Origin of the sequence: Catenovulum agarivorans YM01, from assembly GCF_000281085.1 — a bacterium.
GTDB lineage: Bacteria > Pseudomonadota > Gammaproteobacteria > Enterobacterales > Alteromonadaceae > Catenovulum > Catenovulum agarivorans.
This window is the reverse complement of sequence record NZ_JH767537.1, coordinates 102,218-122,390: the sequence shown is the minus strand read 5'-3', so window position 1 is coordinate 122,390 and position 20,173 is coordinate 102,218. Positions and strand designations below refer to the sequence as shown.

The following is a 20,173-nucleotide window of genomic DNA, read 5'->3' as shown; positions in this document are numbered from 1 at the left end:
CATCTTGGCTCATTTGAAGCCGTATTTAAAGAGGAGTGGGTCCATTCCATTATCCTTGGTCGCTCGCCGATTGCATCCATGCAATCGGAGGTTGGTTCATTGCCTCCAACTCCCAAACACCTCATCATACATTCGTGTCGCGGTTAGTTTTTTAATCCCTATACTCTTAATACAATGTTTAAAGGCGAAATAATTCTGGTTCTGATGCTTCGGTGGTTAGGGCGTTTGGAAGTTGCAGTCAATTCACCAAACGCTTCAAGCCGTCCGTGGTCGCTCGCCGATTGCATCCATGCAATCGGAGGTTGGTTCATTGCCTCCAACTCCCAAGCACCTCATCATACATTCGTGTCGCGGTAGTTTTTTAATCCCTATGCTCTTAATGCAATGTTTAAAGGCGAAATAATTCTGGTGCTTCGGTGGTTACGGCGTTTGGAAGTTGCAGTCAATTCACCAAACGCTTCAAGCCGTCCGTGGTCGCTCGCCGATTGCATCCATGCAATCGGAGGTTGGTTCATTGCCCCCAACTCCTAAACACCCCATCCTACATTTGTGTCGCGGTTCGTTTTTTAAGTTAGTGCAATATATAAAGGTGCAGCAATTCAGGTGTTTGATAGCACCTACTCGAATGCTGATTTTCTAAAACTTCAAAAGATAGGGATATCTTTTGAGAGCGGCCAGGGATTGGCGAACAGCGTTTTTAGAAAATCATGCTTCGAGTGGGGGCTATACCGCGGTAGGTGCCGCAATATTTCAATTAGTAAGCCAGGTGAGTGCATTGCAACTACAAGGCAATGATTGGACGCTGCTTACAATTCGTCAAGCCTCTTAGTCAATTGTTCAAAGTTCCGCACGCTATCAAAATCACTAAATGAATTTGCAGGCTTTTTACTATCTGGGTTTTCGACCGCTATATTAAAAGCGATACCAAATTTCTTTGCAGCGGTTAACACAGGCAAACTATCGTCAATAAATAAACAGCGGCGTTTATCAAACTTTAAATGACTTTCAGCCGCTTGCCAAAATTCTTGCTGCTCTTTGCAAAAACCATAATCATGGCTGCTCACAATCTCATCAAAATATTGATCGATGCCGGTTTTATCAAATTTAAGCTGCATACCTGCACGGTGCGAATTGGTTAACAAAACCACCCGGCAATGCGATTGCTGTAGACTTTGCAAAAAATCAGTCACACTTGGACGAACTTCAATTAAATGAGTGATCTCCTGTTTAAGCTCAACAATATCCACTTGCAACTGCTGTGCCCACCAATCAAAACAATACCATTGAAGTTTGCCCTGCATTTCTGCATACATTTGATGTAAACGGTTTTCAATGCTGAGTACATCCACATTAAAAATTTGCGCGTAACGTTTAGGTAGGTGTTGTAACCAAAAATAATTGTCAAAATGTAAATCGAGTAGGGTGCCGTCCATATCTAACAACACAGTATCGATATCTTGCCATTGCAGCGTCATAATTAATGTTATACTTTCAAACAAAATTTACATGAGTATATCAAAGCAATGAAAAAAGGACTCGAAGAAAAAATATTGCCGGAAATTTTAGACTCAGAAGTTGTCGCACAAAGTCGGCTGTTTCGCATAGAAACCCTGCAACTAAAATTCAGTAATGGCGAAGAGCGTGAATACGAAAGATTACGTGGAAATCGTAAAGGCAGTGGTGCGGTGATGATGGTACCTATGTTGGATGATGAAACCTTTATTTTAGTGCGTGAATACGCAGCAGGTACACACGACTACCAGCTAGGTTTCCCCAAAGGTTTAATTGACCAAGGTGAAACACCCGAGCAAGCGGCTGACCGCGAGTTACAAGAAGAGATAGGTATGGGCTGTAAAGAAACAGTTTCGCTGAAAAGTTTAACTATGGCACCAGGATATTTCCGTTCTAGCATGCATATTTTGTTAGCAAAATCACTTTATCCGCAAAAACTTGAGGGAGATGAGCCAGAACCCTTGGATATTGTGCCTTGGTCAGTCCATAATATAGATGAACTGCTGGCACGCGAAGACTTTACTGAAGCCCGAAGTGTTGCCGCTCTATTTTTAGCGAGAAAATATTTTAAGACAACCAATGAGACCTGATCCAGCCGAGTTATTGGACGACGTAAAAACAATCGCCTATCAAGCAGGCGAAGCCATTATGGCCATATACAACGAAGGTGATTTTGATCTTTATCAAAAAGACGATGAATCACCAGTCACTTCTGCTGACTACGCAGCCAATGAAGTATTGACTGAAGGTTTGCAAAAGCTCACACCAAGTATCCCTATTTTGTCAGAAGAGTCATGTGAATTTTCTTTTACAGAAAGGAAAACGTGGCAGGCTTATTGGTTATTAGATCCTATGGATGGTACCCAAGAGTTTGTATCGCGCAGTGGTGACTTCGCGGTGAATATTGCTCTGGTTGTTGAAGGTGAACCTGTGCTTGGGGTTATTTATTGGCCGACTCAAGGCACTTGGTATTATGCGATTAAACAACAAGGTGCATTTAAGCAGGTGGGGCAACACATAGAGTCAATCCAGGTAACTAAATATCCACGAAAAGATTTCACCACAGCTGATTTGAGATTAGCAGTATCTCGTGTACAAAAATCCAATACGGTTGGTCAATATTTAGTTGACGCTGAGCAACATCAAAAGGTCGCACTTGGTAGCTGTTCGCTAAAAAGCTGTATGATAGCTGAAGGCGGTGCTGATTTTTATTTGCGTGTTGGACCAACAGGTGAATGGGACACTGGCGCAAGCCACTGTATTTTGCGTGAAGCTGGTGGTAACATTTTAGACAGCGAATTTAATGCGTTAAGCTACAACCAACGTGAAACACTGGCAAACCCAGACTTTATCGTGATTGGTGATCGAAAAGTAGATTGGAAAAAAGTAATTATCCCTCACAAAACCCAAAGGACATTATAAAATGAAATTGCGCGCGCTTTTGGCAACTGCAACGCTTGGTTTAGCCTTTGCAAACTCTGCTTTTGCCGGCTGGAAATTAGATGAACAAGCTTCAAAACTAAATTTTTTATCGACTAAAAAAGCACAAATTGTTGAACAGCATTCTTTCAAAAATATATCTGGTACAGTTGCCGATAGTGGTCAAGTGGTGCTAACGATAGAGCTAGCTTCAGTTGAAACCAATATCCCAATCCGTAACGAGCGGATGCAAAAGTTTTTATTTGAAACAGATAAATTTGCACATGCAACTATTAATGCAAAAGTTGATAGCAGTGTGCTAACGGCTTTAGCTGTCGGTGAGTTAAAAACATTAGAGTTAGCTGCTGAATTAGACCTGCACGGCAATAAACAAAACTTAACCGTACCTGTTGTAGTTATAAAAGGTAATAAAGGACAGCTATTTGTTAATAGTGTTGGCTCTGTTGTGATTAATGCCGCTGATTTTGCATTAATCGAAGGTGTGAATAAGTTACAGGAGTTGGCAGGCTTACCTTCTATAACATATTCAGTACCAGTTAGTTTTAATTTAACTTTTGCAGTTGAGTAAATTTTATGTCTGAGTTTAAACATATCAATTGCCAACAAGTTGCTGAATTGCAGCAGACCGACGATATTAAAATTGTTGATATCCGAGATGAAGCATCGTTTAATGCTGCACATATAGAAGGCGCGTACCATTTAACCAATGGCACATTAAACACCTTTATGGCAGAAGCTGATTTTGACCAGCCGGTTATTGTAGTCTGTTATCATGGCGTTTCTAGCCAAGGGGCTGCTCAGTATATTGCACAACAAGGTTTCGAAGACGTATACAGTATGGACGGTGGTTTCGAGGCTTGGCGTAAAGAGTTGCCATTTGTTCAGTCTGCTGAATAATTGAGATTTTGCTTGATACACCTAGCCACTTTTGCCGATTTACGAACTGCCAAAGCGGTTTCTGATTATTTACAAATCCAACAGATAAAAAATGACATCAGCCCTGATGATAAGGGCTGGTCGTTATTTATTATCGAAGAATCCCAGCTTGAACAAGCACAACAAGAGTTAGAAGCCTTTTTAAATAATCCGTACGATCAAAAATATTTAGATGCTTCATGGATCCGTAACCAAAATGCACGGATATATCCAAAAGCTAATAAACAAAATAAGTTAACTCACCAGATATGGCGAGATACAGGGGTAACGACACGTATCGTTGCCGTTACAGTAGTCATTATTTTTGTCCTGCAGATATTTGGTTTTCATCCATGGATTTATCAATATCTTGGATTTCCAGTTACTTTAGCTAGTCTAGAGTTTCTTGAGCTGTATAGGTTAGTGACCCCAGCTTTGATGCACGGAAGTATTGTTCATTTATTGTTTAATGTCTTTTGGTGGATTTGGCTGGGTGGCAAACTTGAATTAGAGAAAGGTGGAACTTTTATTGTTAACCTGTTTATTGCCTCAGCTTTGGCTGCTCATTTATGTCAATACAGTATTGAAAATGCATCATTTTTAGGTTTGTCAGGTGTTGTGTACGGTTTATTGGGTTATGCGTGGATTGCCAGCAAACTCGGTAAACTTAAGTTATATATTCCAGACGGCGTATTTATCATGATGCTGTTGTGGTTGGTGATTGGTTTTGCTGGTGTGCTGCCGATCCCAATGGCTAATTGGGCACACTTAGGTGGCATGTTAGCTGGTGTTGCGTGGGCTTGGTTTGAAAAGCCCACAAACCCTGTTTAATGATATAGATAATTGGTAAATAGTACGTCTTTTATCAACTCTTGCCCGGTTTCTTTTTGCAATAAACTTTTTACTTTGATTGCACAGAGCTTGCGTACTTCTTCTCTACCGGTTAAAGATTTGATTTTTTCTTCGGGCTCTTGGCCTAAAATTTCAACAATAGCGTCTCTAAGTAGAGGGGAATGGTGCTCCACAACATCCAAGTAGGAGGCATCTATCAACATCAGCTCAACTGTTATCCTGACATAACCTGGTTTCTTTTTGGTCGTGATGTAATTTGTGATGATATCAGGCTCAAAACCAAAATAAGCATATTTGTCTTCTTGAGCAAAAGTTGGTTTGTGCATAAATAACAAAGCCAGTAGTGAAACCCAGCTAAGGTGTTTTAATCGCATGTATCAATTCGCCATTTTTACAAAAATTATCTGTTGACTAGTATAGCTGAAAGCTTGGTAAAAGTGTTTACTTTCCATGTTAGCTTGAAGCTATTCTATACTAGTTTATTTGTTTGACTCTAGTTAAACCTTTTATAACTGGTATCATATTGCCCGCGAATTTAAACTTTATAGGTAAGGGGAACTGAGTGCTTTATAGCTTTCCATTAGGGGACGGTGCTACTTGGCTGCAAAAAGTTAACTGTAATGACTCAGTGTGGTCGTGGTTAACCGATGAGTCGTCACTTACGGCCAAGCTAAAATCATATCAGTCAGACTTTTCTTTAACTGTATTAGGACAAGGATGGCAAAAAAGTCAGCACAATAACGATAACTATTTGGCCAGAGAAGTGTTGCTTAATTGTGCAGGCGCTGCTTGGGTATATGCACATACACGTATTCCAGAAAGCAGTTTGTCTGCGCAAAATCAATTCTTAACCCAACTAGAAAACAAACCTTTGGGTGAAGCCATCTTTCAGTTGCAAGCTTTAAAACGTGCAGCGATAGAATTTGCTGAATATACATCCCAGGATAAATTGTGGCTTTTTGCCAAGGCAAAGCGCAGTAACAAAAATGCGTCAATGCCTAAGGTGTTGTTTGGCCGCCGTTCAACCTTCTTGGTTAATCACTTGCCTATCTATGTTAGCGAAATATTTTTACCGGACAGCCCTTTGTATTTATGAATCAACTAAATGCTTATATACGATTGACCCGTTTAGATAAACCCGTGGGTACCTATTTACTTTTATGGCCAACTTTATGGGCTTTGATTGCTGCCGCACAAGGTATACCTGATTGGTCTCTATTAGTGATTTTTTCTTTGGGTGTGATAGTGATGCGCAGCGCAGGTTGTGTGATTAATGATTATGCAGATCGCAAAGTAGACGGACACGTTAAGCGGACAAACTCCCGGCCCTTAGTTGATGGCTCTTTGAATGAAAAACAGGCGCTTGCTGCTTTTTTTGTTTTATTGCTAGTTGCACTGGTATTGGTACTATTTTTGAATTACCAAACCATACTTTTGTCGTTTGTGGCGGTATTTCTCGCAACTCTGTATCCCTTTATGAAGCGCTACACTCATTTTCCTCAGGTATTTTTAGGTGCCGCTTTTAGTTGGGCAATTCCGATGGCCTTTATGGCCACGCTAGAGACCATTCCAGCCGTTGCATGGTGGTTATTTAGCGCAAATCTGTTGTGGACTGTTGCATATGACACCTTATATGCCATGGTTGATAGAGATGACGATTTAAAGATAGGGGTTAAATCAACCGCTATTTTATTTGGTCGTTTTGATAAATTAATTGTATTTATATTGCAGTTATTGATGCTGGCCTGCTGTTTTCAAGCAGGCATTATGTTGTCACTACAACCCGTTTACTTTATGACTTTAGGCTTAAGTTTAGGATTGTTTATTGCACATCAAGTTAGTATTAAGAGCCGTGAGCGTGATGCGTGTTTTGCCGCGTTTAAACAGAATCATTATGTGGGGTTATTGATTTTGTTTGGATTGGTTGTTTCGTATATTTAACGGCTCCAAGCTTTGTGAAGTTTTGCGGCTGAGATTCCATTTATCTTATCAACTTTATTTTTACTTGCAGATAGAGCTGAAAATTATTGATGCCTCAACTCTGAGGACTGAGCTGAGGTTGCTATAAGCAGACCGTACAAATCTTGGATGATTTGTTTCGAGCCCATAGGGATGTGTTTACGGCGTGTCTGCGTTAGAAATTTTAGCACAGACCGAATATGTAGCACTTAGCCCAAGTGTCTGATAAGTTAATCGATTATCGAAAAAAATCATTATTTTTATGCAGCTGGGCTTCTATTTCAAATTCATCCATTTGTGGATTTAATGCATCAACAGCTTCACCAGCAATTTTGTTGCTTTCGCTTGCCCATTCACCTAAATCAATTAACTTGCAGCGCTCACTGCAAAAAGGTCTAAATTGGTTATCAGAAACCCACTCTACTTGAGTTTGGCAGGTTGGACAGGCTACTTTGCTTGGCATAATTGGCTCTAACTTAATTGTTTATTTGTTAGATTTTAACAGGTCGCCAAAGTAAATTTAAGTGAATGCTGGCAAGCTGACTTATTTTGTTGTCGATCATTTTGCATGAATCGAATGGCAAAGCGATTTTTGTGGCCACTTACCGTTGGGTAATAAGGGCTATCAGTCGGCAATTTTATACGCAGAAGTTCGACATTTTCTACTGTATCTTGGTATAAACCTGCTTCTGCTTGGCAACTGGTGAAATTTGCTTTTTCGCGAACCATACGCAAATCTAATTCGATGACAGTTTGCAAAATATCAAGCTCATTTAACCATGCTTGTTGGTTTTGTTGGACAGTGTCGAGTGACTGATTTAGCCATTGATGCATGTGAGGTAAATCAAAACAGCAACTGCCACCTGGAATTGAAAACCTTTGTTTAATTGATGATAAAAACTTATCATCACGTAAACTTTGCCCCAGTTTGTTGCTTGACATCAAGCGGCTAGACATTTCAACCACAGAACTTAAAAGCTGTTGGAGCGCATCGTTATTTACGCTTGGATGCTGCGCCCAAGCTACCAGTTGTTTCTCATGTTTTTCTAAATCTTTTAATAGATCTGATTTTAGATCGCCACGCTCAATAATGTCTAAAATGGCAAAAAGTGCACTGAAAAAGTCTAGAATGGCCCACTGCTCGTTGTGACCACATTGATGGTCGAGCCGATTCAATAGATGTTCAATACGCAGATAAGTGCGTATTTTTTCATTGAGTGGAAATTCGTAGAGTATTTCAGTCATAGTGACAAATAAGAGCTATCCCTGTTTGCATCAGAAATTATTATATTAACATCAAGTTGAAGATACTTGATTATGTATATTTACTAGCTTAACTTAAAGCTTTCAATTTAGCCAATTCTAAATACTTCAGATGTAATGATAAGCAATCTTGTTGGATCTGTGCAATGGATAACTCTGTGTTTATTAGATCATCCGACAGAGCTAGGCGTTTCGCTCGCGATATTTGTTTATTCATAATGCTTAAAATAAGCTGCGGCGAATTATTATCTCGTTTTACTGCACGGCTCAATTGAGTCTGTGGGAAGCAATCGGTTATTAACACTCTATCCGTCATTTCTTGCAAGTTGTTTTCAAGCAATAACGGTACAATTAACAAACAATAGGGCGATTGTGCTTGTTGGCACTCTTGGTACATTTTTTGTCGAATAATTGGGTGGAGTAAATTATCCAACCATGCTTTGGCTGCGGGTTGCGTGAAAATAACTTGGCGCAGTTTTCCTCTGTTGAGCTTACCTTCGATATCAAGAATATCATCTCCAAACTGCAGACGAATTTGTTCGAGTGCCGGACTGTTAGGCGCAACAACTTCACGGGCGATTATGTCCGCATCAATCAGTGTCACACCTAAATCGGCAAACATATTCGAAACTGTTGTTTTACCAGAGCCAATGCCGCCGGTTAAACCAACAATAAATTGGCTCATTAGCGAACCCAAGTATTCATATAAAACTCGACAATTTGTTCTTGCCAATAAAAACTTATCCAGCCCGCAATTGCTAAATAAGGCCCAAAAGGAATTGCTTGCTGATGTTTTTCTTGCAGACGTAAAATAATAATGCCTGCAACTGCACCAACCACGGAAGACATTAATACAATTAGCAAAAGTGACTGCCAGCCCATCCACGCGCCAAGGGCTGCAAGCAATTTGAAATCACCAAAACCCATGCCTTCTTTGCCGGTTAGTAGTTTAAAGCTTTGAAATATGGTCCACAAAATCATATAACCAGCTACAGCTCCAATTACGGCGTCTTCGAGTGGTACAAAGGTTGCGGATAAGTTGGCAAGTAAACCTAACCACAGCATGCTGAGGGTAAGTTGATCTGGCAACAGCATAGTATCAAAATCAATAAAACACATGCTGATAAGCAAATAACTAAAAAGTAACGCCCACAGAGTTTGCTCGCTAAAACCAAACTGAACTGCTGCGATCATGCCTGCGATTGCCGTTAATATTTCAATAAATGGATAACGTATAGATATTGAGGTTTGGCAGTGACTACATTTACCTTTTTGCACTAGGTAAGATAACACTGGGATGTTTTGCCAAGGTTTGACTGGGCTTTTGCAACTCGGGCAATGTGAATGTGGAAAAACTAAGTTGAATTTATCTGTTGGAATATCAATCGGCAGTTTGACCCCTTCGTCTTCAAACAGCAGTTGGCATTCTCGTTTCCAATCTCTTTCGAGCATAATCGGCAAGCGATAAATTACAACGTTTAAAAAGCTGCCAACGAGTAAACTAAATAAGCCGACAAAAATAACCCAAGCAACAGGAGCGTGTTCAAAATAATTGAATATATCTAACATAAATTAACTAACAATTTTACCTAACTGGAAGATTGGTAAATACATAGCGACAATTAAGCCACCTATGACTACCCCTAAAAATGCCATTATCATAGGTTCAATGAGTGCTGACAACCCGTCTACTGCATCGTCTACTTCTTGTTCATAAACTGATGCGACCTTATTGAGCATATCGTCAATTGCACCTGATTCTTCACCTATTTGAACCATTTGAATAACCATGTCGGGGAATAACTTAGTATTACGCATCGCAATATTCATTTGCATGCCCGCGGATACTTCGCCTTTGATGTTCATAATGGCATTTCTATAAACAGCGTTGCCAGAAGCACCAGCAGCTGAATCTAGTGCTTCTATTAGAGGTACACCTGCCGCAAACGTGGTTGCAAGTGTTCTAGAAAATCGGGCTAATGACGCTTTATTTAAAATCATGCCAAATACCGGCATTTTTAACAGGTATGCGTCCACTCTATCTCTCAACTTTCGACTATTTTTGTAGCTACGCGCAAATAAAAACACACCTATGGCCAGAGCCACGGCCATTTTGGGACCGTGTGCTTGTAATGCCTCCGACATCCCAATGACCATTAGTGTAAAAGCCGGTAGCTCCGCACCAAAACTAGAAAATATCTCTTGGAATTGAGGTACTACAAAAATTAATAGAATTATTGTGACTATGGACGCTATGGTTAACACGGCGATTGGATAAGTCATAGCTTTTTTAATTTTTGACTTTAATGCTTCAGACTTTTCTTTATAGGTCGCTATTCGGTCATAAATACCTTCTAGTGCACCAGATTGCTCGCCAGCCATAACCAGGTCGCAATATAAATCATCAAAATATTTGGGGTGGTCACGTAACACCTCATTTAAGGGCGTGCCTGACTGAATACCTAAACCAACTTCGGATAATAATTGGCGCATGTTGGCATTTTCATTGCCTTTTGAGATTAAATCGACAGATTGGACGAGTGGCACCCCCGCACTCAACATAGTGGCTAATTGGCGGGTGACCACAGCAATATCTTTAGAGGTAATTTTTTTTGCGCCTCCACCAAACAGGGGTTTAGGTTTCTTTTTTAGTTTGGTTGGATTGACCCCTTGTTGTTTTAGCGTTTCTTTTGCTGCTTTGATATTTTCAGCAGGTAGCTCACCATTTACCTTTAAACCACGGCGGTTGACTCCTTGCCAAATAAAGATATCTTGCTCAACAATTTTAGGTTTTTTAGTTGATTTTGTTTTAGCTACAGCCATAAATAGTTCCTACTGCTATCCCTGTTGATGGCCAAAGTTCAGCATCATTCACTGACTTTGGCGAGTATTTATAATATTAGTACAAATAAATTAATAGCTGGTCACTCGGCTGACTTCACCTAAGCTCGTTAATCCGGCTATTGCTTTGCGAATACCTGACTGACGTAAATTAGGTACTTGCTCTTTTTGTGCTTGGGCAGCAATTTCAAGTGAATTACCTTCACGCATAATAATGGAAGCCATATCACCACTAATAGGCATTACTTCATAAATACCAACACGTCCCTTAAAACCTGCTGAACATAACTCACAGCCGACTGGCTCGTATAAAGTGAGCTCTGATAACTGCTCAGTGGTAAAACCAAATTCTACAAGTTCTTTGTCGGTTGGTAATGTTTCAAGCGGCGATTTACAATGTTTGCATAAACGCCGAGCTAAACGCTGCGCTATAATTAGACTGACAGAACTTGCAATATTAAAGCTAGGTACGCCCATATTCAGCAAACGTGTAAGGGTTTCGGCAGCTGAGTTAGTATGTAGGGTAGATAATACTAAATGACCAGTTTGTGCGGCCTTTATTGCTATTTCGGCTGTTTCTAAATCTCGTATTTCACCAACCATGACGATATCTGGATCTTGACGTAAAAAAGAGCGCAGTGCTTCAGCAAACGTCAAGCCTGCTTTGGTGCTAATTTGCACCTGATTAATACCGTCTAAGTTGATTTCAACAGGATCTTCCGCTGTGGATATGTTGCGTTCAGGTGTATTGAGAATATTTAAACCTGTATACAAAGAAACGGTTTTACCACTCCCGGTTGGGCCTGTTACTAGAATCATGCCTTGAGGTTTATTTAGCGCATCTAAATACAGTTGCTTTTGCTCTTTTTCGTAACCTAGTACATCAATCCCGAGCATAGCGCTGCTCGAGTCTAATATACGCATTACGATTTTTTCACCCCATAAAGTAGGAAGGGTTGAAACACGAAAATCAATGGATTTATTCGCAGAGATTTTTAATTTTATCCGCCCATCTTGTGGTTTGCGTTTTTCTGCTATATCCAAACGTGACATTACTTTGAGCCGCGCAGCTAAACGTGTTGATAAATTGGCGGGAGGCGCGGCTACTTCATGTAAAATTCCGTCAATACGAAAGCGAATTCGGTAGCTTTTTTCGTATGGTTCAAAATGTAAGTCGGATGCCCCGCGGCGAATGGCATCTAATAATATTTTGTTGATATAAACAATAATAGGTGCATCATCATTGCTGGCTGTTTCTGCAGTATCTTCGGTTTTATCTTCGCCGACTTCTATGCCTGATAACTCTTGTTCGTCAAAGTCATCTAAATCAAGCTGGCCTTCTTCCGAGGCATAAGCGGTTTCTATTGCTTGATGGAGCTTTGACGCTTCAACACATAAATATTCAACGTTGTAACCTGTACTAAATTGAAAATCTTCTTGAGCACTGACGTTAGAGGGGTTAACCGTAGCTAAAAACAGGGTACGGCCGCGTAAATAAAGCGGCAAAACCTGATGTTTTTCTGATAGTTTCTCTTTTAATAATTCTTCTTTTATGGACGAAACATCAAAATAATTTAAATCAAAATAGGGTGTATGGTAACGCTGCGAGACTTCACAGGCGAGTTCGTTTTCTGTGTACCAACCTTGTTCGCGGATAAACTGCGCTGCTTCAATATAAGTTTTAACGTTTTTTTGTTTAAGTTCTTCTTGTTGATGAAGGTCTAATATGCCTGTTGCGAAGAGTCGAAAGTCTAGTGCTGCCATGCTGAAACTCAATTGGATTTTAGCGCAAGGATAACACTTCACATAGAAGTATAAAAGGTGATAAAAAAGGCGAGCTCAAGCTCGCCTTCTGTAACTTCACGCGCTTATTAAGACGCTGGGGTACAGTTTGTATTAACTGTTAATCCAGAATCAGAATCCGTTGCTGCCCAAGTTGCTTGGCCATTAGCAATAGTTGGAGACAACTGAATTGTAAAGTCAGCTGTAGAACCGCCTGATGCGCCAGCGTCTCTGTCGGCTGATACTATGATTACACCATCTGTCACTCGAGCACACATAATAGTCGAGTTGTTTGATGCCGCTGTAATTGCTGCAGGAATTCGATTTGCGCCAGAGTCGCAAGCTGTTGCTGCACCACCAGTCGCGGTTTGTTGCACTAAACACGCGGTTACTGATTTTTTCAATGCTTCAGCTTGTTGTTTAGCTTCGCTTGAACGTGCTGAATCAAAATAATCATTGTAAGCCGGCACAGCTACTGCCGCCAAAATACCGATAATCGCTACAACGATCATTAATTCAATTAGGGTGAAACCTTTATTACTGCTTCGTTTCATTTCTTTGTCTCCAATAGATGTAGTCCTAGTTTACTGCCGAGTCCATTTGGCCACCTAATTGACCCCGGTCTGGCATTAACTTTACATTAGAATACAAATTCCAATTACACAAGTCCGACTTGAAAAATTCATAACTAAAATTTTACTTAACTATCACTTTGTGAACTCATTCGCTTATTTGCCTAATTAACAGCAGGTTTTTTCTGCAAATCTTGCTTTTCCACTCGTTATTTGTCGGTAAAGCGCGCCTGCTAGAGCATTTGTCTTGCCAACATAAATGAACAAAATAGCTTTTTGGGTAAATTTGAATAAGGATTGTTTGCTGCTTTGTTTGTTGCTTAGTGGCATAATAGCTAAAGCTAAATTATTTTGAGTAGTAATTTAGTTTTAGTTAATTTTTAAAACTCCGAAGCCTAACTAGCTAAGTCATTAGATATGCAAATTAGGCCGCAAATGAGGGTTTGATGTTCAAACTCAACAATTTGCCAGGGTTAGGGTAGAAATATCTTGGCCTCCCGCATTTGGAAAGGTGTTTATGTTACAAGATAAAATGGGGCGAAAATTTCACTATCTTCGCCTGTCGATCACAGATGTGTGCAATTTTAAATGCACCTATTGTTTGCCTGATGGTTATCAGTGCGACACGCCACGCGATTTCCTATCAACCGATGAAATTGCCAATGTCGTCAGTGCTTTTGCCCAACTCGGGACCAGTAAAATTCGCATTACTGGTGGTGAGCCGGCTCTGCGCAAAGATTTACCAAACATTATCAAATTATGCCGACAGCAAGTTGGTATAACGGATGTCGCTTTAACGACCAATGGGTTTAATTTAGAGCATAATATAGATAAATGGGTTGATGCTGGTTTAACGTCACTGAATGTTTCGGTCGATAGCTTAGACCCAAATATGTTTAACGCGATTACTGGCCATAATAAGCTTACAAGCATTTTAGCTGGGTTAGATAAAGCGCAACAACTCGGCTTAAGCAAAATTAAAATTAATGCAGTCTTGATGCGCCAATACAACGGCAATGATGTCCAGACGTATATTGATTGGTTAAAAGACAAACCTTATACCTTAAGGTTTATCGAGTTAATGCAAACCGGTGACAACCTTGAGTTTTTTAAACAAAACCATGTCAGCGGTGCAGACATTAAACAAACCTTATTACAGCAAGGTTGGTCACCCGTTATTCGTGATAAATCTGCAGGCCCTGCTGAGGAATTTTACCACCCAGACTATCAAGGACGAGTAGGCTTAATTATGCCTTATAGCAAAGATTTTTGTGCAACTTGTAATAGGCTGCGTATTAGTGCTTTAGGTAAACTACATCTATGTTTATTTTCTGAAGCCGGTATTGATATTCGCCAGCATTTGCAAAACTCAGAGCAACAAGCCGAATTAATGCAGCTATTACAAAATTACTTAGGTGATAAAGCCCCAAGCCATTATTTGCAGCAAGGCGTCACAGGTGGTACCCAACACCTAGCCATGTTGGGTGGCTAGAGGGTTTACAACAATGTCACTGTATATATTAGTTTTGGCCGGTGGTCGTTCTAGTCGAATGGGCCAAGACAAAGCAAAACTAACGATGAACAAGCAACATACGCTACTTCAGCATATGTTGGAGTTAGTGGCTGAATTAGCTGTAGAGCAGGTGTATATCTCACGCCCTTATCAGCAACAATCAGGTGATTTAGCCTTAACTCAAATGCTTACTGGTTTGAATGCGCAAACAAAAATCATTTACGATCCAATAGAATACCAAGGGCCGCTCGCTGGTATACAAGCATGCGTAAAACAACTTAGTGACTGTAGTCCAAATTCACAATTGCTGGTATTGCCGATAGATATGCCAGCACTCGCTTTGGTTGATTTACAGCAACTGGTCAAAAGCTCGCAACAGAAAAACACTAGTTGTTATTTTGCACATCATTTTTTACCGGTAAGCTTTTATGATCTGGCGCAATTACAACAATTGCTAAATCAGCTGATGTTAAGACCAGCAAAAGAAAAATCGTTTAGAAATTTATTAAATCAATTGCCGGCAATGAGTATTGAAGCAACTGACTCGCAATTAGGTCGTTTAATAAACCTTAACACCCCAGAACAATGGCAAAGCTATTTAGCTAACAGGAATTAATTATGGCAAAAGCATCACGTCCTTTTGAACCTTTAAATATTGCAGTACTAACGATTTCTGACACTCGAGATTTTTCAACCGATACTTCAGGTGAGTATTTACAACAGGCAGTCGAAGAAACAGGCCATAAAGTGATAGGCCGCAAAATTGTTAAAGATGATATTTACCAAATTCGCGCAGTTTTGTCTGAATGGATAGCATCAAATGATGTACAAGCTGTCGTCTGTACTGGTGGAACTGGCTTTACCGGTCGTGATTCTACCCCTGAAGCTGTCAAACCTTTATTTGATAAAGAGGTTGAAGGGTTTGGCGAGCTATTCAGGCAAATTTCTTATCAAGATATTGGTACGTCTACTATTCAATCGCGCGCAGTTGCGGGATTAGCCAATGGTGTTGCAATTTTTTGTTTGCCAGGCTCTACAGGCGCTTGCCGCACTGGTTGGGAGGGCATCATTCGCAGCCAGTTGGATGCCTCACATAAACCTTGCAACTTTGTCGGGCAACTAAAATCCGTTGATATCGCTTCTTGCCCGTCTCGACAATAATTAAGGTGTAACATGGTGTTAACTCATTTAAATGAACGTGGTGAAGCTAACATGGTTGATGTCAGTGAAAAAACACCAACTGTACGGCAAGCTCATGCTCAGGCTGTAATTAAAATGTCTACTGAAGCTTTCGCTTTACTCACACAAGGCAATCATAAGAAAGGGGATGTATTCGCAATTGCGCGAATTGCCGGTATTCAGGCTGCAAAAAAATGCTCTGATTTAATCCCTTTGTGTCACCCGTTAATGTTGTCTAAGGTTCAAGTGGATTTTGAAGTTGACCAAACAAGTAGCAGTGTAAAAGTGCTGACTATGTGCAAGTTAACAGGACAAACTGGTGTTGAAATGGAAGCGTTAACCGCAGCCTCGGTTGCCGCTTTAACCATTTACGACATGTGTAAAGCGGTTGATAAACACATGCAGATAGTCGACACCAAAGTTATTGCTAAGTCTGGTGGCAAATCTGGCGATTGGCAACTTAGCTAATTGGAGAGGCTGAAATATGATAAAAGTGCTGTTTTTTGCTCAGTTACGTGAAACTCTGGGTCAAGAGGAATATCTGCTTGATGCTGAATCGCTAAATGTCGCAGAGCTAAAAAAATTGTTAATCGAACAAAATCCTGCGTGGCAAACTGCTTTGCAGGAGAAACGCCTGTTAGTTGCAGTGAATCAAAATATGGCAAATGAACATAGTCCAATTAATTCAGGTGATGAGGTCGCTTTTTTTCCTCCCGTAACAGGGGGGTAAAATAAACTAGCTTTTGCATTTGTCGTGTTGGAAAAAGGCTTCTATGCTTAGGTTAAGCATTTAAAATTTCAAAGGAAAGAAGCCTTGCATCAACATGAATTTGATATGACAGCTGCAGATTTTAATTATATTAAACAGCAGCTTTATATTCATGCGGGCATAGTGCTTGGTGAGCACAAAAAAGAAATGGTGTACTCGCGATTATCCCGGCGTATTCGCCACCTACAGTTAACCAATTTTAAACAGTATTGTGATTATCTTAAAGCTCATTCAGAGCATGAACTGTCAGCCTTTGTAAACGCATTAACCACAAATTTAACCTCTTTTTTTCGTGAGAATCATCATTTTGAGTTTTTAAAACAGTTAGCACAAACTCAGTGGCAACAGGATAAAAATATGAAACGCAAAATTCGTATTTGGTCCGCCGGTTGCTCTACTGGGGAGGAACCATATTCAATTGCCATGACGTTAACTGAAAGTCTTAATTTAAAGCAATGGGACTGTAAAATACTGGCAACGGACTTAGATTCTAATGTTTTGGCTACCGCAAAAAATGCTCAATATGATCGAAGAAGACTAGAAAGCAGTCAACTACCACTTGGGCTGAAGTATTTTACAGCAGCCGAAGATGCTACTGTTGTTACATTAAAAAACACAGTTCGTCAGCTTGTTCATATTAAGCGCTTAAATTTATTACAGCCGCAGTGGCCAATGAAGGGGTTATTTGACGTTATATTTTGTCGAAATGTGGTGATTTATTTTGATTTAGCGACTAAAAACCAGTTGATTCGCCGTTATGCACAATACTTAAAACCTAATGGTTATCTGTTTATGGGGCACTCAGAAACCATGAGTCGAGATATCACAGAATTTAAATCTTTGGGTCAGACCATTTATCAAAAACAAGGATAGTTATGTTAGAAATAAAACCCGCGATAAATGGATTTAACTCGATCAAAAGATATGTTGATAAAAGCCGCCATATAGTCGTAGCGAAAATATTACCCGGCGAGCTATATGTTACCCGAGAAAATGAACTCATTTCTACCGTGTTAGGTTCGTGTATTTCTGCTTGTATATGGGATGAAAAACTCGGAATTGGTGGCATGAATCACTTTATGTTGCCGGTAAAAGGACAGCATACAATGCCGGATGATTGGAGCAATGAAATGAGCTATTCGTGTCGGTACGGACACTGGGCTATGGAGTTTTTAATCAATGAAATTATAAAGAATGGTGGTATTCGCAGTAATTTGTTAGCTAAAGTGTTTGGAGGTGGCAAAATTGTCGCTCGAATGTCTGATGTGGGGTTGGGTAACATAGATTTTATTCGGCATTATTTACGTAATGAAGAAATCCCTGTGGTATCACATGATGTCGGGGGGCCATGGCCAAGAAAAATTTTATTTCATCCTAATACAGGAGTGGCCAAAGTGAAAAAGCTTCAAGCATTACATAATGATACTATTGAACAGCGTGAAGTTGCGTATTTCAACAATATCACTGAACAAGATGACAGTACAGATATCGAATTGTTTTAAAGGATCGTAAAGTGCATAAATATCGAGTATTGATAGTTGATGATTCTGAGTTAATGCGGCATTTTTTGCAACAGGTACTATCATCACACCCTCAATTGGACGTAGTTGGAACCGCAGAAGATCCCTACCAAGCTCGCGAGCAAGTAAAATTATTAAACCCTGATGTTTTAACATTGGATATAGAAATGCCAAAAATGAACGGTATTTCTTTTTTACGTAATTTAATGCGCTTGCGGCCAATGCCTGTGGTGATGATTTCTACTCTAACTGAAAAAGGTGCGCCAGAAACTTTAACTGCGCTTGAGCTTGGCGCGTTAGATTATATTGCTAAACCAGCAACAACAGATGTTTCTAAATTGACTGATTACGCTGCTGAAGTATGTCAAAAAGTATTAAATGCGGCTAAAAGTAAAGAAGCTATGCTGCGTTTGATCGCAAATGACAAACAAGCAGCTGCGATACCAACAAAAAAAGTGGCTCACCCACACTTATTTAAACCTGGATACATTATCGCAATTGGTGCGTCTACCGGAGGCACTGAGGCGATAAAACGTGTTGTCTGTGACCTACCAGCAAATATGCCTCCCATAGTTATTACCCAACATATACCTGCGATGTTTGCTACATCTTTTGCCAAACGGTTAGATTCTATGTGTGAAATGACTGTGTACGAGGCTCAAGACCAGCAAAAAATTGAAAGTGGTTGTATTTATCTTGCGCCAGGAGATAAGCATATGTCTGTCGAAAAGAAAGCTGGTCATTATTATTGCCGCTTGCACAATACAGAACCCGTTAACCGGCACAAACCTTCGGTTGAAGTGTTATTTAACTCAATTGCCGAGTTGGAAACCACTAAGGCAATAGGTGTTATGTTAACTGGTATGGGTGCAGATGGTGCTCAGGCTTTACTAAACATGAAATTAGCTGGGCAAACAACCATGGCGCAAGATGAAAAAACCAGTGTAGTCTGGGGTATGCCAGGTGCTGCTTATAAAGTTGGAGCAACAGATGATTTATTGCCACTACAACAGATTGCACCTGCGCTAATAAGGTTATTGGCAATAGCAGTCACAAAATAGCCATTGATAATTGTGTGCAGCGCCCCCATGTTAGCTGTAATAAATTAAAAAACATTGAGTGAGTATAAAAGTGGATTCATTTGGTCAAGTAACGGCTAACAATATTGTAGAAATTAACGCAGAAAATTTTCAGCAAGTAATACTGCAAGGCTCTCAGCAAAAGCTAGTGGTTATTGATTTTTATGCCCAGCAAAGTCCAGAAAGTATTTCGTTATCGGAAAAACTAATTAAATTATTTTCACCATATCCTGACGCTATTACCTTAGCTAGAGTTAATTGTGAAGATCAGCAAATGCAAGCTTTGGCTATGCAGTTCGGTGTGCAGGCAATACCTACGGTTATTTTATTTAAAGATGGCCAAGGTATCAGCGGTTTTGCCGGAGACAAAGATGTTGCGGAGTTAGAGCAACTTTTTGCCGAACATTTACCTAAACCAGAAGATGATTTACTGAACCAAGTAAATGAATTGATTAACGCGCAGAATTTTAATGATGCTTTGCCGTTAGCCAAAGAAGCTTTGGCTTTGGATGAGACTAGAGCAGACATTAAAAAAGCGCTGATTCATGTATTGCTTGGTACAGGGCAGAATCAAGAAGCTGAAGATTTACTCAGTAGCATCACTATGATTGACCAGGATGATTATTATCAATCTTTAGTGTCTCAACTTGAACTAAATAAACAGGCTGCAGAAACTCCTGAAATTCAAGGTTTACGCGCCCAACTCGAAAATAATCAAGATGATCATGCTGTACGTATTAGTTTGGCTGTGCAATTACATCAAGCTCAGCAAAATGAACATGCACTTGAATTACTAATGGCTGTGTTGGTGAAAGATTTAAATGCGCATGATGGTGAAATGAAAAAAACGCTAATGGATATTTTAGCGACAATGCCAAAAGGGGATGCAGCAGCGACTAAAGTTAGACGTAAACTGTATAGCCTGTTGTACTAGTTAACCCTGACCAAAAGCTACCAAAACGCTATTTTGGTAGCTT

Annotated in this window: 26 protein-coding genes and 1 riboswitch; of the genes, 16 read left to right on the top strand and 10 right to left on the bottom strand. The window is 40.0% G+C overall.

From position 1 onward, the window contains the following. Window positions 1-368: 368 nt before the first annotated feature. On the bottom strand, window positions 369-515 hold the full coding sequence (locus tag WSC_RS24940; protein ID WP_016957512.1) for a hypothetical protein: 147 nt from the start codon (window positions 513-515) through the stop codon (window positions 369-371). Between the two features lie 291 nt (window positions 516-806). Then, the gene (gene yrfG / locus WSC_RS0118835; RefSeq protein WP_016957510.1) at window positions 807-1,475 is read right to left on the bottom strand and encodes a GMP/IMP nucleotidase; all 669 of its coding nucleotides are present in this window, start codon (window positions 1,473-1,475) and stop codon (window positions 807-809) included. Between the two features lie 48 nt (window positions 1,476-1,523). Between yrfG and nudE the strand changes: the two genes are divergently transcribed. Genes nudE through glpG form a run of 5 tightly spaced genes read left to right on the top strand, consistent with a single transcriptional unit; the run spans window position 1,524 to window position 4,698 of the window. Further along, on the top strand, window positions 1,524-2,102 hold the full coding sequence (gene nudE, locus WSC_RS0118830; RefSeq protein ID WP_016957509.1) for an ADP compounds hydrolase NudE: 579 nt from the start codon (window positions 1,524-1,526) through the stop codon (window positions 2,100-2,102). Continuing rightward, window positions 2,092-2,934 (top strand): 3'(2'),5'-bisphosphate nucleotidase CysQ, encoded by an 843-nt coding sequence (cysQ, locus tag WSC_RS0118825; protein ID WP_016957508.1) that lies wholly within the window; start codon window positions 2,092-2,094, stop codon window positions 2,932-2,934. The genes nudE and cysQ overlap by 11 nt, the downstream gene beginning before the upstream one ends. A gap of 1 nt (window position 2,935) precedes the next feature. Continuing rightward, window positions 2,936-3,520 (top strand): YceI family protein, encoded by a 585-nt coding sequence (locus WSC_RS0118820; protein WP_016957507.1) that lies wholly within the window; start codon window positions 2,936-2,938, stop codon window positions 3,518-3,520. A 5-nt stretch (window positions 3,521-3,525) separates the two neighbouring features. Beyond that, window positions 3,526-3,849 (top strand): thiosulfate sulfurtransferase GlpE, encoded by a 324-nt coding sequence (gene glpE, locus WSC_RS0118815; protein WP_016957506.1) that lies wholly within the window; start codon window positions 3,526-3,528, stop codon window positions 3,847-3,849. Window positions 3,850-3,861: 12 nt separating this feature from the next. After that, window positions 3,862-4,698, top strand: coding sequence for a rhomboid family intramembrane serine protease GlpG (gene glpG, locus WSC_RS0118810; protein WP_157447353.1), 837 nt, complete (start codon window positions 3,862-3,864; stop codon window positions 4,696-4,698). Here glpG and WSC_RS0118805 read toward each other — a convergent pair. Then, entirely contained in the window at window positions 4,695-5,045 is a 351-nt protein-coding gene (locus WSC_RS0118805) for a flagellar basal body-associated protein FliL (protein ID WP_050996225.1), read from the bottom strand. The genes glpG and WSC_RS0118805 overlap by 4 nt on opposite strands. 236 nt (window positions 5,046-5,281) lie before the next feature. Here WSC_RS0118805 and WSC_RS0118800 point away from each other — a divergent pair, with 236 nt between their 5' ends. Both WSC_RS0118800 and ubiA read left to right on the top strand, forming a co-directional pair. Further along, window positions 5,282-5,815, top strand: coding sequence for a chorismate--pyruvate lyase family protein (locus tag WSC_RS0118800; RefSeq protein ID WP_016957503.1), 534 nt, complete (start codon window positions 5,282-5,284; stop codon window positions 5,813-5,815). Beyond that, complete coding sequence (gene ubiA, locus WSC_RS0118795; protein WP_016957502.1) at window positions 5,812-6,660, top strand: 4-hydroxybenzoate octaprenyltransferase; 849 nt, start codon at window positions 5,812-5,814, stop codon at window positions 6,658-6,660. Before WSC_RS0118800 ends, ubiA begins: the two co-directional genes overlap by 4 nt. Window positions 6,661-6,916: 256 nt before the next feature. Here the strand turns inward: ubiA and yacG are convergent, their stop codons facing one another. From yacG to WSC_RS25525, 7 genes are all read right to left on the bottom strand, one after another. Then, on the bottom strand, window positions 6,917-7,141 hold the full coding sequence (gene yacG, locus WSC_RS0118790) for a DNA gyrase inhibitor YacG (protein WP_016957501.1): 225 nt from the start codon (window positions 7,139-7,141) through the stop codon (window positions 6,917-6,919). Window positions 7,142-7,176: 35 nt separating this feature from the next. Further along, window positions 7,177-7,923, bottom strand: a complete 747-nt coding sequence (gene zapD, locus WSC_RS0118785; RefSeq protein WP_016957500.1) for a cell division protein ZapD — start codon at window positions 7,921-7,923, stop codon at window positions 7,177-7,179. 88 nt (window positions 7,924-8,011) lie between these two features. Beyond that, complete coding sequence (gene coaE / locus WSC_RS0118780; RefSeq protein ID WP_016957499.1) at window positions 8,012-8,626, bottom strand: dephospho-CoA kinase; 615 nt, start codon at window positions 8,624-8,626, stop codon at window positions 8,012-8,014. Next, window positions 8,626-9,510 (bottom strand): prepilin peptidase, encoded by an 885-nt coding sequence (locus WSC_RS0118775; protein ID WP_016957498.1) that lies wholly within the window; start codon window positions 9,508-9,510, stop codon window positions 8,626-8,628. The genes coaE and WSC_RS0118775 overlap by 1 nt, the downstream gene beginning before the upstream one ends. A 3-nt stretch (window positions 9,511-9,513) precedes the next feature. After that, entirely contained in the window at window positions 9,514-10,764 is a 1,251-nt protein-coding gene (locus tag WSC_RS0118770) for a type II secretion system F family protein (RefSeq protein ID WP_016957497.1), read from the bottom strand. Window positions 10,765-10,854: 90 nt separating this feature from the next. Beyond that, entirely contained in the window at window positions 10,855-12,546 is a 1,692-nt protein-coding gene (gene pilB / locus WSC_RS0118765; RefSeq protein ID WP_016957496.1) for a type IV-A pilus assembly ATPase PilB, read from the bottom strand. Window positions 12,547-12,653: 107 nt separating this feature from the next. Then, a complete protein-coding gene (locus tag WSC_RS25525; RefSeq protein ID WP_016957495.1) occupies window positions 12,654-13,118 on the bottom strand; it encodes a pilin in 465 nt (154 codons plus the stop codon). Window positions 13,119-13,510: 392 nt separating this feature from the next. Continuing rightward, window positions 13,511-13,666, top strand: a riboswitch (molybdenum cofactor riboswitch). Here WSC_RS25525 and moaA point away from each other — a divergent pair. The 9 genes from moaA (at window position 13,654) to WSC_RS0118710 (ending at window position 20,130) form a co-directional block, all read left to right on the top strand. Further along, window positions 13,654-14,628 (top strand): GTP 3',8-cyclase MoaA, encoded by a 975-nt coding sequence (moaA, locus tag WSC_RS0118750; protein ID WP_016957493.1) that lies wholly within the window; start codon window positions 13,654-13,656, stop codon window positions 14,626-14,628. Its footprint overlaps the riboswitch before it by 13 nt. A 13-nt stretch (window positions 14,629-14,641) precedes the next feature. Then, window positions 14,642-15,265, top strand: coding sequence for a molybdenum cofactor guanylyltransferase (locus tag WSC_RS0118745; RefSeq protein ID WP_016957492.1), 624 nt, complete (start codon window positions 14,642-14,644; stop codon window positions 15,263-15,265). A gap of 2 nt (window positions 15,266-15,267) precedes the next feature. Continuing rightward, window positions 15,268-15,810: a molybdenum cofactor biosynthesis protein B gene (gene moaB / locus WSC_RS0118740; protein ID WP_016957491.1), complete on the top strand. Its 543-nt coding sequence runs from the start codon at window positions 15,268-15,270 to the stop codon at window positions 15,808-15,810. Between the two features lie 12 nt (window positions 15,811-15,822). Continuing rightward, complete coding sequence (gene moaC / locus WSC_RS0118735; RefSeq protein ID WP_016957490.1) at window positions 15,823-16,296, top strand: cyclic pyranopterin monophosphate synthase MoaC; 474 nt, start codon at window positions 15,823-15,825, stop codon at window positions 16,294-16,296. 16 nt (window positions 16,297-16,312) lie between these two features. Continuing rightward, window positions 16,313-16,558: a molybdopterin synthase sulfur carrier subunit gene (gene moaD / locus WSC_RS0118730; RefSeq protein WP_016957489.1), complete on the top strand. Its 246-nt coding sequence runs from the start codon at window positions 16,313-16,315 to the stop codon at window positions 16,556-16,558. Window positions 16,559-16,642: 84 nt separating this feature from the next. After that, complete coding sequence (locus WSC_RS0118725) at window positions 16,643-17,470, top strand: CheR family methyltransferase (protein ID WP_016957488.1); 828 nt, start codon at window positions 16,643-16,645, stop codon at window positions 17,468-17,470. A 2-nt stretch (window positions 17,471-17,472) separates the two neighbouring features. Beyond that, entirely contained in the window at window positions 17,473-18,099 is a 627-nt protein-coding gene (cheD, locus tag WSC_RS0118720; protein WP_016957487.1) for a chemoreceptor glutamine deamidase CheD, read from the top strand. Window positions 18,100-18,110: 11 nt separating this feature from the next. Beyond that, the gene (locus WSC_RS0118715; RefSeq protein ID WP_016957486.1) at window positions 18,111-19,178 is read left to right on the top strand and encodes a protein-glutamate methylesterase/protein-glutamine glutaminase; all 1,068 of its coding nucleotides are present in this window, start codon (window positions 18,111-18,113) and stop codon (window positions 19,176-19,178) included. A gap of 58 nt (window positions 19,179-19,236) precedes the next feature. Beyond that, window positions 19,237-20,130 carry a tetratricopeptide repeat protein gene (locus tag WSC_RS0118710; protein WP_157447352.1) on the top strand — a complete coding sequence of 298 codons (894 nt, stop codon included), beginning with the start codon at window positions 19,237-19,239 and terminating at the stop codon, window positions 20,128-20,130. The last annotated feature ends 43 nt before the right edge of the window (window positions 20,131-20,173 follow it).